At 61.8% G+C, this 15,474-nt stretch carries 18 protein-coding genes; 12 read left to right on the top strand and 6 right to left on the bottom strand.

Annotated elements, in window-relative coordinates; all coding sequences use genetic code 11:
- Window positions 1–22: 22 nt before the first annotated feature.
- Entirely contained in the window at window positions 23–262 is a 240-nt protein-coding gene (gene secG / locus H8S62_RS10310; RefSeq protein WP_155149922.1) for a preprotein translocase subunit SecG, read from the top strand.
- 203 nt (window positions 263–465) lie between these two features.
- Here the strand turns inward: secG and H8S62_RS10305 are convergent, their stop codons facing one another.
- The 3 genes from H8S62_RS10305 to dusB all read right to left on the bottom strand — a co-directional run bounded on the left by H8S62_RS10305 (window position 466) and on the right by dusB (window position 3,360).
- Window positions 466–1,632, bottom strand: a complete 1,167-nt coding sequence (locus tag H8S62_RS10305; RefSeq protein WP_186919202.1) for a zf-HC2 domain-containing protein — start codon at window positions 1,630–1,632, stop codon at window positions 466–468.
- Window positions 1,633–1,698: 66 nt separating this feature from the next.
- Complete coding sequence (locus H8S62_RS10300) at window positions 1,699–2,295, bottom strand: sigma-70 family RNA polymerase sigma factor (RefSeq protein WP_186919200.1); 597 nt, start codon at window positions 2,293–2,295, stop codon at window positions 1,699–1,701.
- A gap of 93 nt (window positions 2,296–2,388) precedes the next feature.
- Window positions 2,389–3,360: a tRNA dihydrouridine synthase DusB gene (dusB, locus tag H8S62_RS10295; protein WP_341481044.1), complete on the bottom strand. Its 972-nt coding sequence runs from the start codon at window positions 3,358–3,360 to the stop codon at window positions 2,389–2,391.
- Between the two features lie 117 nt (window positions 3,361–3,477).
- Here dusB and rd point away from each other — a divergent pair, with 117 nt between their 5' ends.
- From rd to H8S62_RS10280, 3 genes are all read left to right on the top strand, one after another.
- Window positions 3,478–3,636 carry a rubredoxin gene (rd, locus tag H8S62_RS10290; RefSeq protein WP_155150067.1) on the top strand — a complete coding sequence of 53 codons (159 nt, stop codon included), beginning with the start codon at window positions 3,478–3,480 and terminating at the stop codon, window positions 3,634–3,636.
- Window positions 3,637–3,914: 278 nt separating this feature from the next.
- Window positions 3,915–6,278 (top strand): SpoIIE family protein phosphatase, encoded by a 2,364-nt coding sequence (locus H8S62_RS10285; protein WP_186919197.1) that lies wholly within the window; start codon window positions 3,915–3,917, stop codon window positions 6,276–6,278.
- A gap of 349 nt (window positions 6,279–6,627) precedes the next feature.
- Complete coding sequence (locus H8S62_RS10280) at window positions 6,628–8,025, top strand: TraB/GumN family protein (RefSeq protein WP_186919195.1); 1,398 nt, start codon at window positions 6,628–6,630, stop codon at window positions 8,023–8,025.
- Between the two features lie 213 nt (window positions 8,026–8,238).
- On the opposite strand, the gene H8S62_RS10275 is transcribed toward H8S62_RS10280, so the two are convergent.
- Window positions 8,239–8,994: a CPBP family intramembrane glutamic endopeptidase gene (locus H8S62_RS10275; protein ID WP_186919193.1), complete on the bottom strand. Its 756-nt coding sequence runs from the start codon at window positions 8,992–8,994 to the stop codon at window positions 8,239–8,241.
- On the bottom strand, window positions 8,991–9,563 hold the full coding sequence (locus tag H8S62_RS10270; RefSeq protein ID WP_155149931.1) for a TetR/AcrR family transcriptional regulator: 573 nt from the start codon (window positions 9,561–9,563) through the stop codon (window positions 8,991–8,993). The genes H8S62_RS10275 and H8S62_RS10270 overlap by 4 nt, the downstream gene beginning before the upstream one ends.
- A gap of 284 nt (window positions 9,564–9,847) precedes the next feature.
- Between H8S62_RS10270 and H8S62_RS10265 the strand changes: the two genes are divergently transcribed.
- Both H8S62_RS10265 and galU read left to right on the top strand, forming a co-directional pair.
- On the top strand, window positions 9,848–10,381 hold the full coding sequence (locus tag H8S62_RS10265; RefSeq protein ID WP_186919192.1) for a QueT transporter family protein: 534 nt from the start codon (window positions 9,848–9,850) through the stop codon (window positions 10,379–10,381).
- Window positions 10,382–10,418: 37 nt separating this feature from the next.
- The gene (galU, locus tag H8S62_RS10260; RefSeq protein WP_155149935.1) at window positions 10,419–11,288 is read left to right on the top strand and encodes a UTP--glucose-1-phosphate uridylyltransferase GalU; all 870 of its coding nucleotides are present in this window, start codon (window positions 10,419–10,421) and stop codon (window positions 11,286–11,288) included.
- Between the two features lie 66 nt (window positions 11,289–11,354).
- Here galU and H8S62_RS10255 read toward each other — a convergent pair whose 3' ends face one another.
- Window positions 11,355–11,600 carry a hypothetical protein gene (locus H8S62_RS10255; RefSeq protein WP_155149937.1) on the bottom strand — a complete coding sequence of 82 codons (246 nt, stop codon included), beginning with the start codon at window positions 11,598–11,600 and terminating at the stop codon, window positions 11,355–11,357.
- A gap of 138 nt (window positions 11,601–11,738) precedes the next feature.
- On the opposite strand from H8S62_RS10255, the gene H8S62_RS10250 reads away from it, so the two are divergent.
- The 6 genes from H8S62_RS10250 to H8S62_RS10225 all read left to right on the top strand — a co-directional run bounded on the left by H8S62_RS10250 (window position 11,739) and on the right by H8S62_RS10225 (window position 15,347).
- Window positions 11,739–11,981, top strand: coding sequence for a helix-turn-helix domain-containing protein (locus H8S62_RS10250; RefSeq protein ID WP_155149939.1), 243 nt, complete (start codon window positions 11,739–11,741; stop codon window positions 11,979–11,981).
- 195 nt (window positions 11,982–12,176) lie between these two features.
- Entirely contained in the window at window positions 12,177–12,473 is a 297-nt protein-coding gene (rpsF, locus tag H8S62_RS10245) for a 30S ribosomal protein S6 (protein WP_155149971.1), read from the top strand.
- Between the two features lie 13 nt (window positions 12,474–12,486).
- Window positions 12,487–12,966: a single-stranded DNA-binding protein gene (locus H8S62_RS10240; protein ID WP_155149973.1), complete on the top strand. Its 480-nt coding sequence runs from the start codon at window positions 12,487–12,489 to the stop codon at window positions 12,964–12,966.
- A gap of 141 nt (window positions 12,967–13,107) precedes the next feature.
- Window positions 13,108–13,347 carry a 30S ribosomal protein S18 gene (gene rpsR / locus H8S62_RS10235; RefSeq protein WP_087238992.1) on the top strand — a complete coding sequence of 80 codons (240 nt, stop codon included), beginning with the start codon at window positions 13,108–13,110 and terminating at the stop codon, window positions 13,345–13,347.
- Window positions 13,348–13,471: 124 nt separating this feature from the next.
- A complete protein-coding gene (locus H8S62_RS10230; protein WP_155149975.1) occupies window positions 13,472–13,999 on the top strand; it encodes a sigma-70 family RNA polymerase sigma factor in 528 nt (175 codons plus the stop codon).
- On the top strand, window positions 13,986–15,347 hold the full coding sequence (locus tag H8S62_RS10225; RefSeq protein WP_186919191.1) for a hypothetical protein: 1,362 nt from the start codon (window positions 13,986–13,988) through the stop codon (window positions 15,345–15,347). The genes H8S62_RS10230 and H8S62_RS10225 overlap by 14 nt, the downstream gene beginning before the upstream one ends.
- Window positions 15,348–15,474: the final 127 nt, after the last annotated feature.

The raw sequence follows: 15,474 nt of genomic DNA, 5'->3' as shown, positions 1-15,474 counted from the left end.
GGTCGAAAGGAACGATGAAACAATGAGTATTCCTAAGATTGTCCTTACCGTGATTCAGATGCTGGCCGGTCTCTTCCTCATCGCCGTGGTTCTGCTGCAGTCCGGCAAGAGCGCGGGCCTCTCCGGCGCGATTGCCGGCGGTATGGACACCTTTATGTCCAAGAACAAGGCCAAGACCTGGGACGCCAAGCTGGCGAAGTGGACCAAGTGGGTCGCCATCATCTTCATGATTCTCACCCTGGTCATCTCCCTGGTGAAGTAAGAAAGCGCGTCAAGAACCGTCTTTCCAATGGAAAGACGGTTCTTTTTTTATCCGATGGAACTCCTATCCCGCTGTAGGGGCGGCCACTGGCCGCCCGCGTCCCCATAGAGGCCCGGCCTGCCCGTAAGTCATGGCCGTGCCCCTGCCCTTAGCCTGTGCGCAAGAGAAGCCGCCTCCCAAATGGGAGGCGGCTTCTCTAATCTCTATTGATTGACTTCGTCCCAAAATGAGGAACACGCAGCGTCGTAGGCATCTTGTGAATCAAACAGGTCAATGTTTTGCGGTTCCGTCAGAACATCTCCATTGCCACTGACTGGTACTCCCAAGTGCTCCAGCTCCCAGGTCCTCCGCTCTAAAGCAGATTGTTCATCTGCGTACTCCTGATAGAGTACAAAGATATAGTAATTACCGCCCTCGCCTTTACCCTTGAATCGCACCCCAAAAGAAGTCCACTCACTCTCCGGGTCTTCCTCTCGGATAAGATGGAACGGCTCCAGAACATAGCCTTGGAAGTCCTCCCGGTCCACCCGCTCGGCTTCGGGCCAGGTCTGCTTAAACTGCTCCTCATAGAGCCGGTCGGCGGCCTCCATCACGGTCAGCACGGCCGCCGCGTCTGCCGGGGCGCTCTCCTCGGGCGGGAGATTCGTCGTCACGCTCATCGGCGCTTCGCCGCTTTTACCCCCTGCCAGGTCCCCGCTCTCCCCGTCCAGACCCGCCGGCGGCTCCTCCCTTCCTGTCGCCTCAGCCCTGGTGTCCACCCGGGGCTGCTCTGTGGCCTGGGGCGCGTCCCCGCCCGCGTCGGAGGGCGCGGCGCTCTCCGGCATCTCAGCGGGATTTAAACTTGGGACCGCCTCGCCGTCCTTCGGCAGGATACCGAAGACGGACGGCTCCTGCAGTACGGACGACGGCGACGGCTGGGGCATGGGGGCCGCCTTCCCGGACGGCAGGGCAGCCTCGTTGTCGTTCACCGCCATCATCGGCGCTTCGCCGGCGGGAGCTCCGCCCGCGCTTCTGTCCAATCCGCCCATACGCAGAGCCGCCGCGCCCAGAAGAACCACGGCCAGCACCGCCGCCGTCGCACCCCAGGCGCGCCACTTCCGGTTCGGCGTCCTCTTCGCCTGTTCAGCCGGGAAAGGGATGGGCTGGGGGGCCTCGGCCCGGATGCGGGCCATCACGTTCTCCACCAGGTCCGCAGGGGGCTCCACCGCCAGCTTGGGCATCTCCTCATGGAGGGCGGCCATATCCTCCGCCAGCGCCCGGCACACGGGGCAGGCGGCCAGATGCTCATTGAGCTCGGCCTCCTGCCCGGCAGTCAGCCCGCCGTCCAGCCGGGCGCTGATGAGCTCGATATAATCCATACAGTCACGCATAAAGGCCTCACCTCCCCCTTTTCATCATTCATGACCGTGTGATACAAAGGATGTCGTTTTCGCTGTTCATGTTATGGACGACGCCGAATCGGAAAAGTTCCCGCTGCTCACAAGAAACTTCCTCAGCGCCAGCCGGGCCCGGGCGATTCGGGACTTGACCGTCCCCTCTTCCAGGTGGAGAACGGCCCCTATCTCCGCGTAGGAGAGACCGCTGATCTCCCGCATGACCAGCACCTGCCGATGCTCCTCCGAGAGCGCCTGGAGTCCCTCCTCAATCGCGGCGCGCAGCTCCTTGCGCTCCACCTCCTGCTCGGGAGAACAGCGCGTGTCGGGCAGCTCCGCCTGCCGCTCCTTCTCCTCGTCGTCCAGCGAGACCGTCATGGAGATGTTCTTTCGCCGCTTCTCCTTCCGCAGAAAGTCGATGCAGGCGTTGGAGGCCAGGCGGTAGAGCCAGGTGGCAAAGGAGCTGTCCCCCTGAAATTTGGAGATTCCCCGCCAGGCGTTGAAGAAAGCCTCCTGGCTCAGCTCGGCCGCGTCCTCCGGGTTGCCCGTCATGCGCAGGGTGAGGTTGTAGATGCGCCCCTGGTTGGCCTCCATCAGCGCCGCAAAGGCCTCCTGATCGCCCTTTTGTGCCCGGGCGATTAAACTTTTTTCGTCATCCACAATGCCTCACCTCTCTTTGGGGGACCGTTTTTATGAGGGTGTCTCTCGGGGCGGAATGGAATCCCACCCGCGGCGCTCGCTTGAGCGCATGCTCTACGCCAAATCCCGCTGAATCCCCGCCGTAATCCGGTAGATATCCTCCATAACGGAGATTTGGCAGATCTGTTCCTTATAATATCCCGCATGGGGCACGCCCTTCAGATACCAGGAGTACTGCTTCCGGGCCTCCAGACAGGCGATATGCTCCCCCTTGTGGGCGGCGGCCAGCTCAAATTGCCGCACCGCCGTGCCGCACCGCTCCGCGAGAGGCGGCACGGGCGGAATCTCCCCGCCCTCCAGCGCGGCCTGAGCCTGCTGAAAAATCCAGGGGTTCCCGAACGCGCCCCGGCCCACCATGGCCATGTCCGCGCCCGTATACTTGAGGATGCGCACTGCGGACGAACCGTCAAACACGTCGCCGTTGGCGATGACGGGGACGCTCACCGCCTCCTTCACCGCCCGAATATAGTCCCAGTTGGCGGCGCCCGCGTACATCTGGGTGCGGGTGCGGCCGTGGACCGCCACGGCGGAGACCCCGGCCTGTTCCATGGCTCTGGCGAACTCCACGCAGTTGATGGACCCCTTATCCCAGCCCAGGCGGAATTTCACCGTCACCGGGCGGCTCCCCGCCCCCCGGACCACCGCCTCGGCCACACGGAAAGCCTTGTCAATGTCCCGCATGAGTCCGGAGCCGTCGCCGCTCTGGGCCACCTTGGGCACGGGGCAGCCCATGTTCACATCGATGACGTCCGCGCCGGAGACCTCTCCCGCGATGGCGGCGGCCTCCTCCATGCACTTCTCATCGCTGCCGAAAATCTGGGCCGCGCAGGGGTGCTCCCCCTCGCCCAGCTTCAGAAGTGGGGTGGTCTTCTTATCCTGGTAGCAGAGGGCCTTGGCGCTCACCATCTCGGTAATCGTATAGCCCGCGCCCAGCTCCCGGCAGATGGTGCGGAAGGCCAGGTCGGTCACTCCGGCCATGGGGGCCAGGGCCAATTTTGAATTTATTGTTACATTTCCTATTTTCACGGTGAACCTCGATTGACAATCAGATATGGACATTGTATCATAAAGGCGTCCGCTGGACAAGCGGGTATGATAGTCCCCTGATTGGGAACACTATGTTTGCAAAAGGAGTGTTTTATGATGGATAAATACGTCTGCGATATCTGCGGCTATATCTACGACCCCGAGGTGGGCGACCCCGACAACGGCGTGGCCCCCGGCACCCCCTGGGAAAACGTCCCCGAGGACTGGGTCTGCCCCCTGTGCCAGGTGGGCAAGGAGAATTTCTCCAAGGAGTAAGCGCCATGAGCGGGCGGCCTGTGAATGTCAGGCCGCCCGCTTTTTCGCGCCCCTGTCGCTCTGGCCCGTAGCGCGGGCGGCTTCTCTGGGCGCCCGCCCCGCCCCCTTTCCCACGCTTTTGCCACATTCCCCAGGCCGCCCTTCCTTTTCCGACCATCTTTTTCCAAATACTGGGTTATACTGTCTCCGACACCCTCCGGCAACGCAAGCCGGTTCGACAATCGCGTTTCACAGGCGCAGCGGAATGCGCGGAAACGTACGAAGGAGACGTGCGAAAGATGGCGACAAAAGAAAAACTGAAAACCCGGGCCGCCCGGGCCGGCGAGGAGATGCGCTCCACGGGGCGGCTGGTGCTCCACGCCCCGGCCCTGGTGCGCACGACGGAGTGCGTTATGCGCTTCCTGCTGGGCGCGGTCCTCTCCGGGGCGGAGATCTTTGGGGGGTATGCCCCCTTCGGTCTTGCGATTGTGGGAGCCTCCGGCTCCGGGCTGGACGGTTTTTCCGCCCTGCTGGGAGCCTGCTTCGGGTACTTATCCTTTCAGGGCTTCACCGAGGGGCTGCGGTACGTGGCCGCCGCCATCCTGGTCTTCTCGGTGTCCTTCGCGTTCTATGACATCCGGCTCTACCGCAAGGTGTGGTTCATGCCCCTTGTCACCGCCCTGCTGGACGCGGTCACCGGCTTTGTCTACCTCTCCAAGAAGGGCTGGTTCACCGAGGACACCATCTTTTTCGCCACCGAGCTGCTGCTGGCCGCCTCGGCGGTCTACTTCTTCCGCACCGCCTTCTCCCCCTGGACCCAGAAGCGGGAGGGGACGGGCCTGACCATGAAGCAGACGGTGAGCCTCCTCATCCTGGGGGGCACGGTGCTCATCACCCTCTCCAAAATCACCATTCTGGGGGATACCATCTCCCTGGGCCGCTTTGCCGCCGCCCTTGCGGTAATGGTGACGGGCTACCAGTGCGGTCTGGGGGCGGGGGCCGCCGTGGGCGTGACCACCGGCCTCGCCATGGACATCGCCGCCGGGGGCGCGCCCTTTTACAGCATGGCCTACGGCTTCGCGGGGCTGATGACCGGGGTCTTCCGCAAGCAGGGTAAGCTCTTTGCCGCCCTGACCTATGTCCTTTCAAACGCCGTCGCCGTGCTCTGGACCTGGAGCGACGGGCTGCAGATCGCCATTCTCTACGAGGTCTTCATCGCCTCGGTCCTCTTCCTCCTCCTGCCCGAGCGGTTTTTCCGCTGGGCGGGGGCCCTCACGGTGACCGAGCCCAAGCGGGACACCACCTCCAAGGCCCGCGCCTACGTGAAGGAGCGGCTGGACGCCACCGCCGAGGCCTTCCGCGCCCTGGGCGAATCCCTGCGGACCACCTTCGCCCCGGCAGGCCCCAACGACAACGACGCCGCCGTTGTCTTTGACCGGGCGGCGGACCGGGTCTGCCGGAAATGCGCCCTCCAGTCCTCCTGCTGGCAGCGGGACTATGTGACCACCTTCAACGCCCTGAACGACGCCCTCCCCGCCATGATGGACCGGGGCCGGGGCGAGGCCGCCGACTTCCCCGCCCACTTCTCAAACCGCTGCCTCCGCTTTTCCGCCTTCCTGAACGCGGCCAACGAGGAATTGACCGCCCTCCTCTACCGCAGGCAGTACAAGGCCCGCCTCCAGGAGAACCGCTCGGCGGTCTGCCGGGAGTACGGCGCCCTGGCCGAGGTGCTGGGGGCCGCCGCCGCCGAGTTCGGCACCGAGCTCTCTCCCGACCCCCTCCGGGAGAAGCGGCTCAAGCAGCACATGACCGCCCTGGGCCTGGAGGGGGACGCGGCGGTGTTCTACGACGCCGCCGGCCGTCTGCGCATCGAGGTGGAGGGCCCCCGGCTGGACGGCCTGAAGACCGACGGGGAGCTGAAGAAGCTCTCCGCCCTGATGAATATGCCCCTCCGCCAGGTGGTGAAGGAGGAGGGCCGCAGGGCCGACAGGCTGGTCTTCGCTCAGGCGGAGCCCCTTATGGCGGTGGCCGGGGTCGCCGCCCGGAAGAAGGACGGCCAGACCGTCAGCGGGGACACGGGGGCCTGGTTCAAGCTGGACGACGGCAGTCTCTATGTCCTTCTCTGCGACGGCATGGGCAGCGGCCCGGAGGCCAGCGAGGACTCCACCCTGGCCGTGCGTCTCCTGGAGCAGTTCCTCCGGGCGGGGGTGGCCCCCGAGACCGCCCTGAGGACCCTCAACTCCGCCCTGGCCCTCCGGGGAGAGGAGCGGGCCGGTTTTACCACCATCGACCTTCTGCGCGTGGACCTCTTCACCGGCGAGGCGGCTGTCTACAAATACGGCGCGGCCCCCACCTACGTCCGCAAGGGCGAGACCGTGAGCCGCATCACCGGCAGCGCCCTGCCCGCCGGCCTCTCCGCCGGCGAGGGCGGCGCGCCCGATGTAATTGCCCTCAAGCTGGAGGCGGGCGACCTGGTCCTCCTGGTGAGCGACGGCGTCACCGGCGGCGGGGACGATATTTGGCTCCGCCAGGCCTTGGGCGCGTTCCGGGGGGACAGCCCCAAGGATCTGGCCTGCGCTCTCATTGACGCCGGGGACGAGCGCGACGTCGGCGTGGACGACCGCACCGCCCTGGTGCTCTGCATCGGGGCGCGGAACGAATAGCCGGACTCCCAGCCGCGGGCGGACAAGAATTCCTGTCCGCCCGCGGCCCTTCGTCTCCCCCGGGGAGGCGGCACACATCGTTTGACCCGCAAAATTGGGGTGTGCCGCAATTCAATGCAAGTAAATACGCCGCATAAACTACGCTGTCCTATTCTTTATTCGCATTTGCAGGGGCGATTTACGGACCACCTGCCGTTGCGAACCCGCCCACAGCATCATCGCGAAGCCCATGGGGCCGCGCAAGTCTGTGCTCGCCCATTTCCAGCAATCCACCCCTTGACATTCATGTAAAGTATGCTATACTATTTTTGTCAAGCTTACTATACATCACATGAAATGAGGTCTTTGGATGAAAAAAGCACTCTCCCTTCTGCTCGCCCTGGCCATGTCCCTGGGTATGCTGGGCGCGTCCGCCCTGGCGGAGGATGTTTCCCCACAGGAGGAATCCGCCGTCCAGGCCCCCTCCGTCTGGGCCTACGACGCCCTGGCCGACGCCTATGCCATGGGCATGTTGGACGATAACTACACCTCTTACATACAGTCCCCCGTGACCGCCGATCAGCTTGGGAAGCTCACTGGCGTCGTGGCGGACAAGCTGGCCCTGCTGGAGCTGCCCGAAAACGAGCTGGCCCCCTACGAGCTGGTAATCGACACCACCCGCGGCGGCGTGATGAGCGCCCTCTACCAGGAGGCCGCCGCCTACTCCCTCCCCGGCATTGAGGCCGACCCCGCCATGTACCTGACCCAGCTTGGCGTGGTAAAGGGCGACCAGAACGGCAGTCTGCACACCGACCGCGTCTGTACCTTCCAGGAGGCCATGGTCATGGCCGAGCGCCTGGTGCTCGCCGTTTACGACCTCTGTGACGCCGGCTCCAGGGGCCTGCTCTGGAAAGCCACCAACGGCGATAACACACTCTATCTCCTGGGCACCATCCACATAGACCGCAACAATGTCTACCCCTTCCACAAGTCCCTGCGCGACGCCGTGGCCGCCTCCCAGGAGGTCATCTTCGAGGTGGACTTCAGCGACGCCGAGGACATGGCCGCCTATCAGGCCATGATGGTCTACTCCGACGGCACCGGCCTCAAGGACCACGTCAGCCCCGAGCTGTACGCCGACACCGTGGCGGTCTGCGCCCAGCTGGGCATGACCGCGGAACAGGTCAACGCCTATAAGCCCTGGGTGCTCCTCCTCACCTTCAACAACCTCCTCTCCCAGGACAGCACCACCAGCAGCAACGCCATGGCCATCGACTTGTACCTCACCTCCTCCGCCTCCAACGCGGGCAAAACCGTCGGCGCGGTGGAGACCGCCGTCTTCCAGGGCGCCATCTTCGACGGCCTCTCCGACGAGTACCAGACCGAGGGCCTGGCCGCCTACGTGTCCATGATGAAGTCCGCCCTCTCCGGCGAGGCCGCCGAGACCGAGGACGACCAGGCCGTCCAGGACGCCCTCGCCCAGCAGGACGCCGTCATGGGCGCCATGATGGAGGCCTGGAAGAACCGGGACGTGGACGCCTTCAACGCCGTCTTCGACAAGGCCGCCACCCTGGAGAGCTCCGACGAGATGAATTCAAAGCTTTTCACCGAGCGCGATCCCCACATGATTGAGGCCGCCGCCGGGTATCTGGAGCGTGAGGGCGAAAACACCTTCTTCCTGGCCGTGGGCGCGGGCCACATGGTCGATCCGGGCGGCATCGTCGGCGGCCTGCGCGACCTGGGCTATACCGTGGAGCTGGTGAAATAACAAAGCCTCCTGTGGACTGTAGGGGCGATTCGTGAATCGCCCCTATCCCCATCTCCGTAGGGCGCGGCATCCCTGGCGCGCCGCGTCCTCCCCCCGTCTCATCCGTGGCGCCCGGCGCCCTCGCCGGGCCCGTGTGCCTCCCGCCGCGGCAAAATAACCCAAAGGAGCCCTGCACAAAAAGTGCAGGGCTCCTTTGGGTTATTTAAGCAGGAATCATTTTTCATCTGCGTTTGCCTTTAAACACGGCTTTTTCGGCAATGTCTTTATGAGAATAGCCGCGTAGGCAACCGCAATCAAGAGCCGGATCAAGCTAAAAGCAACCAGCTTCTCCACAGTCAACCCCGCTTCATTGACAAAAACGCCGATCATATTGATGGCTGAATGGGTAAAAATGCAGGGGAGCAGACTCCCGCCGAGATAAAAGATGATAACAAACAGGAAACCAATCGCAATTGCCCCGAAAACCTGGCACAGATTCGCGGCAAGCCCCATCCCCCTGCCGTTAACCAAATTCAGCAGATGCCCCAGCCCAAAGGTAACGCTTGAAACGATCACCGCCGACTTCACGTTGTCCCTCGCCATCGCCTTAAAGAGCAGCCCCCGGAAGAGCACCTCCTCCAAAAATCCCACGCAGAGCATACTGCACAGGTAGCAGACCGTATCAACAAGCGGAAATTTCATGGCCGCCCCGTTCCAAAGACTACCGACAGCCAGGAGCACGAGGGGAAGATACCAGAAAAATTTTCGGGCCGGGACAGAAGATCTGTAAAGCCCGTACCGCTCCAGCAGTCCGTTATTCTTGATGAAAAAGAACAGGAGCGCAGTCAGCGCAATACTAAAAACCGCTTGAAAGGAGCCCTCGACCCCCACGGCCCTGCTCAATGGATTCGCAAGGGATTGCGATACGCAATAAATCGCAATAAAAACAAGTGCAAAGGTCTGTTCGCTTTTCTCGTAGAGTCTCTTCATGTCGCTTCCTCCCGTACCGCCATGATTGCTCCCCGGTATGCGCGCTCCAGGTGCAGGCTCACGACCTTCTCGTCATACTCCAATGAATTGTTGGCGATGATGCTCGCATAGCCGTGTGCAAACATCGCAATCGTTACAAATACTTCCCTTGTCTGTTCCATGCTCAGCTCCATCGCCTCCTGCATTGCCGAAATAACGGGTATCAGCTCCTCGGAATTGATCATCTCAAGCAGGCTGCCCCCAACCGCAAGGCCCGATTGGAACAGGAAGCGGAACAGATGCGGCTCTTCAATGGCAAAGCAGATGTAGTTCAGCCCAATCCCGAGCATCACACCCTCCTGCGGCTTTTTCATATCCATTAAGTATTCCGTGTGAAACTCGTCCGCCTTGGCATAAACAGCCCGTTTCAACTCCTCGATGGTAGCAAAATGATACATCACAGGCTGCGTGGAGCACTTCAGCCTCTCCGCGACCGTCCTGGCGTTGATGGTTTCCGCACCGGCCTCGCGGGCGATGGCAAAGGCGGCGTCTACAATCATTTCTCTAGTAATCTTCGCTTTCGGCGGCATCGAATTTTCCTCCCCTATCCATACTGCCCGTTATATAATATATATTATATAACAGCAGTTATAGCACATCAACCCCCCATATGCAAGAAAAATCCCAGCCGCCTTACCTCTTTCTTTTTGCCAAAAACCGTGCTACAATACCTTCGACTGGTTTCCAACACCCAGTCCAAACGGAACAGAGTGAGCCGTCCGGGCGTTTTTGCGCTATGCGCCCGGGGTAAGGGACCTGTTTCGCTGTGCGCTGGCGCGGCGCGCTCTAAACAAAAAATTGGAGGTATGTTTTTATGCGCAAATTCACTGTCAAAGACCTGACCCTGGCCGCCATGGTGGCGGCGCTCTACGCCGTGATGAGCTATTTCGGCAACATCTTCGGCCTGTCCTACGGCCCCATCCAGTTCCGCTTCTCCGAGGCATTGTGCGTCCTCCCCTTCCTCTTCCCCGCAGCTGCCCCCGGCCTCTTCGTGGGCTGCCTCATCACCAACCTCCTCTCCCCCTTCGGGCCGCTGGACGTGGCGGTGGGCTCCCTGGCCACCCTCATCGCCGCCCTTTGGACTATGAATATGCCAAACAAGTGGCTGGCCCCCCTGCCGCCGGTGCTCTGTAACGCGGTGCTGGTGGGCTTCACCATCGCCTTCGCCGAGACCTATGTCCCCGGCGCCGGCCTCTCCGCCGCTTTCCCCGCCGCCTGGGCCTATAACGGCCTGACCGTGGGCCTGGGCGAGTTGGGCGCCTGCTACGCCCTGGGAATGCTCCTCCTGTATGCCCTGCCCAAGATCAAGTATTTCCGCCCCATGATCCCCGAGGCCCATCTCACCTGACCGGGCCCCGCTCTTGTGACATTAGGAGGTCTTCGATATGAAAGTCCGCAAAGCCGTCATCCCCGCCGCCGGTCTGGGGACCCGGATGCTCCCCGCCACCAAGACCGTCCCCAAGGAGATGCTCCCCATGGTGGACAAGCCGGTGATTCAGTACATCATCGAGGAGGCTGTGGCCTCCGGCATTGAGGATATCCTCATCGTCACCAACCGGGCCAAGTCCGCCATGGACGACTATTTTGACTACTACCCCGAGCTGGAGACCCGCCTGAACCAGGCGGGCAAGGACAAGGAGCTCAGCGAGGTCCGCCGCGCCGCGGACCTCGCCAACATCTTCTATGTCCGTCAGAAGGAGACCAAGGGCCTGGGCCACGCCATCTCCCGGGCCCGCCGCTTCGTGGGGGACGAGCCCTTCGCCGTGCTCCTGGGCGACGATATCATGCGTGCCCAGCGGCCCGTCATGGGCCAGCTCATCGCCGCCGCCGAGAAGTACGGCGCGTCCTGCGTGGGGGTGCAGAAGGTCTCCACCGAGGCCATCAGCAAGTACTCCTCCGTGAAGATCTCCCCCCTGGAGGAGCGGATTTTCGCCGTCTCAGACATGAACGAGAAGCCGACCCCGTCTGAGATGTTCTCCAGCTACGCCATCCTGGGCCGTTACGTGCTCACGCCGGACATCTTCGATATCCTGGAGCGCCAGGCCCCCGGATACGGCGGGGAAATTCAGCTCACTGACGGCCTGCAGACCTTGTGCAAGCAGAGCAAGATGGTGGCCGTGGACTTCGAGGGCCGCCGGTACGACACCGGCAATCTCAAGGGCTTCCTGGAGGCCACCATCGACTTCGCCCTGGACCACCCCGAGACCGGGGCCTGGCTCAAGAGCTATATCAAGGACAAGGCGGAGCTGCTGTAAGCGCCCCGCCGGCAGCAAAACCCCCGCCCCGGACCGTGTGGTCCGGGGCGGGGGTTTTCGTCGCTCTTATTCCCTGTGGGCCCTGCCGAGCAGGCAGCCCGTGAGGGCCCATACCGCACTCTCGCCGCTGCGCCAGGGTAGGCCGGTCCCCAGGATATACTCCGCAGCCGCCCGGCACTCGCTCTCGGGCGGCCTATCACGATAAAAAAGCTCCAGAATGCCCTCCGCCTGGGCCGGGGTAATGACATGATAATGCAGCTCTGAAAGCCAGGGCAGATCCAGGTATTTTGCCAGCTGATCCAGAAAATTCACTCCCAAGCCTCCCTTTTTACCGGTTTACCGTTAATATAACATAACTCGACGCCGTAGTCAACGGTATTCCGTTAATTAAGACACCTGTAAAATGATAGGATTTTCATATTATTAGAAACAGGTGGTGGAGTACGAAGCATGAATATCTCGGATGCGGTTGCGGAGCGCCTGAACAGTCTGTGCGAGGAGCGGGGCATTACCATCAACCGCCTGGCCACACTCTCGGCGGTTACCCAGTCCACCGTCAGCGACTTCATGCGGGGCAACACCCAGAACATCGGGATCATAACCCTGAAAAAGCTGATTGACGGTCTGGATTTGAGCATCACGGAGTTCTTTGATACCGAGACTTTCCGCAGCCTGGAACAGGAAATTCAATAGCTGCGGTGCAGGTATGCCGCCTGTCCGGTTGTTTGAACCGGTTTTTCACAATATTATCTCTTATTTCACTGTAATTTTGCTTGACAACGGAGAAAATTCCTATATAATAATATAGCTTGTCTGTATTTAACAGGCAACACATCCTTGCCCTCATCCGGAATGAGGGCCATACGTCCATAAGGAGGTGCACAACACATGGCAAAGCTCAGCGCAAACTACGAAGCCGTCTTCATCCTCGACGCCACTCTGGGTGAGGAGGCCACCGCCGCCCTGGTCACCAAGTTCAAGACTCTGGTGGAGCAGAACGGCACTCTGACCGAGGTCGACGAGTGGGGCAAGCGTCATCTGGCCTATCCCATCAACGACAAAAACGAGGGCTACTACGTTCTCATGACCTTCAACAGCGTCCCCTCTTTCCCCCTGGAGCTGGATCGTATTTTCCGTATCACCGACGGTGTCGTCCGTTCCATGATCGTCTGCAAGGACGAGTAAGGGAGGATTCCAGATGCTCAATCGTATCATCCTCATGGGCCGGCTGACCCGCGACCCCGAGCTCCGGCACACTCAGACGGGGACCCCCGTGGCCTCCTTCAGCCTGGCGGTGGACCGGGACTTTAAGGATAAGCAGACCGGCGAGAAGGCCACCGATTTCATCGATGTGGTCGCCTGGCGGCAGACGGCCGAGTTCGTCTCCCGCTTCTTCACCAAGGGCCGCATGGCCGTGGTGGAGGGCCGGCTCCAGCTGCGCGACTACACCGACCGGGACGGCAACAAGCGCCGTGCCGCCGAGGTGGTGGCCGACAATGTCTACTTCGGCGACTCCAAGAAGGATGCCGAGGCCGGCGGTTACTCCGCCCCCGCGGGAGGCTTCGGCGGCGGCTATGCCGCCCCCGCCGCTCCGTCCACCGGCTATGCCGCTCCCTCCGGCCCCGCCGGAAACGAGTTTGGCGACCTGGCCGACGACGACGGAGAGCTCCCCTTTTAATGCGCCGGGCGGAGGTGAACCCCGCCCCGGCTCCGCCGTATGCGCGGCCCACACATGAACTCTGATGGGCCATGATTTTTCATGGCCGTCGTATACCGTATTAAGGGGTAAATCGCCCCACGAAATGGAGGTTTTGCTACCATGGCTATGGATAGAGAGCGTCCCCGCGGCCGGAAGCGCCGCAAGGTCTGTACCTTCTGCGTTGACAAGGTGGAGCACATCGACTATAAGGACGCGGCCAAGCTGCGCCGTTTCCTCTCCGAGCGTTCCAAGATCCTGCCCCGCCGGACCACCGGCACCTGCGCCATGCATCAGCGCCAGCTGACCGAGGCCATCAAGCGCGCCCGTCAGATCGCCCTGCTGCCCTTCGTGACTGACTGATTCAGTGATGAAACGAATTCGGTCCATACCAGAACGGTATGGACCGAATTTTTTTATTGAAATTGAAAGAATATCGTATCCCGCCGGGTCTAACGGGCAGACAGGAAAAGAGAGGAGGCCGGATATGGACGTGTCAAAGCCCCGGGCCGCCGGGGGCGCTCCGCTCACAGCAGCCGACCTGGAGCGGCTGATGGCGGACTACGGCGACGGCATTCTCCGCACGTGCGCGCTCTTCCTCCGTGACCCGGCTCTGGCGGAGGACGCCGCCCAGGAGACCATGCTCCGGGCCTGGCGGAGCTACGGCGGCTTCCGCGGCGGCTCCAGCGAGAAGACCTGGCTCACCGCCATCGCCATGAACGTCTGCCGCACCATGCTCCGCTCCCCCTGGCGCACGCGGCGGGCCGGGCCGGAGGCCCTGGAGGGGCTGACCGTCACCGACGCGCCCCGGGGAGACGACACCCTGCTCCATGCGGTGGCCGCCCTCCCCCGGAAGTACCGGGAGGTTGTGGTGCTGTACTACTACCAGGAGCTCACCATCAGGGAGATTTCCCAGGCCCTCTCCGTCCCCGCCAATACCGTGGGCGTGCGGCTCAAGCGGGCGCGGGAACGGCTCAGGCCCATGCTGAAGGAGTGGTATTATGACGAACCATAGGATGCGCGACGAGCTGGATACCGCCCTGGGCGGCCTCATCTTCTCCCCCTCAATGCAGGAGCGGGTCCGCGCCCGGTGCGGGGCGGAGCCCCCTCCGCGCCGCGTCCCCCTCCGCTTGACCCGCCGGGCCGCGGTGGTCCTGGCGGTCTGCGCGGCTCTTGCCGCCACCGCCCTGGCCGTGGGGCCCACGCTGTGGGGCATCATCCAGGGTGATCTGGGCGCGAAAACCCCTTACGCCACCGAAGTACCGGCCCTCTGCGAGGACCAGGGCATCCGGCTTGAAGTCCGCTCCGCCCTTTTTGATAATAAAATCGCACAGCTCTATTTTTCACTGCAAGATTTAACCGGCGACCGCTTAGATGGCGATACCCAGCTATGCTTCGGCCTTGAAAACCAACAGGAAGAGGGCAACGACGAGATGCCCTGGAACAGCTCTTCCGTCAGGCAGCTCTCCTATGAGTCCGAGTCCCATACCGCCCTCTTCGTACTCACATTGAACGGCTGGAGCACAAAGAACAGACTGCCTCTCCAATTTTCCGGCGACTGGATTTTGTCAGGTTACCGCACTTCGCGAGATTATGTCATGGCAAGGGAAGACGGGCTATCCGCAGTTCCCTTACCCAGCGCTGCGGCTGATAACGGAACCACCGTTCTTCTGCCGGAGCCTGCCCGTGTGGCCGCATGGGAGGCGATGGACCCGGATACCCGTCCCGTTTTCCCCATCACCGCCGTAGGCTTCGCCTCAGACGGGAAGCTCCATGTCCGCGCACGTATTTCTTTGGAGGGCGTCATATGGTCGGATATCAAAGCCAGGGTCTACGCCTCTGAGGAGGCCGGATGCGGCGTCTATTACGGTGATGATGAAAACGTAACTCAAACTGTGGTGGAAGACGGTATCGATTACCGCTTTGATAGTTACGGTCCCAGCGACCTGAATAGATTGATGCAAATCAGCGTCGAGGGGGACTATTCGGTACACTCCGCGCCAGTAGAGGGTGTGTGGGCCGTCAATATTCCCTTTGAGGCAATCCCGTCCAGAGATATTGTCATTCCCGGGGAACTTCGTCTCACGACCTGGGTCAAGGGTGAAACGATACGCGCCGACCGCATTTCCCTCTCCCCCCTGAGTATGACGCTTTATTGCTCCGACCTTCAGCGGGACAACTGGGTAAAGATGCCCAACTATCAAGCGCTCTCGGTCTCTGTTTATCTTTCTGACGGCACAGCCGTCGCGCCTGTCTACGTCGCCGGCAATACCCCCTGGGCGGCTTGGGAATTCAGCGAACCCATCGACGTGGACTCGGTGACCTCCATCACCATCGAAGACCAGACCATCCCCGTGCCCTGACACCGTACCGCTCCCCCACTGCTCGTCCATTGCGGGCCATTTCATGAAATGGCCCGCAATTTTGAATTCTTTGTCACTTTCTCCGCCTTCCCTCCGTGTATGATACAGAACGCAGAAAGGAAGTGAC

Source organism: Lawsonibacter faecis (genome assembly GCF_014287675.1).
Lineage (GTDB): Bacteria > Bacillota > Clostridia > Oscillospirales > Oscillospiraceae > Pseudoflavonifractor > Pseudoflavonifractor faecis.
The sequence above is the reverse complement of the archived record's forward strand: the minus strand, read 5'-3'. Positions and strand labels throughout refer to the sequence as shown.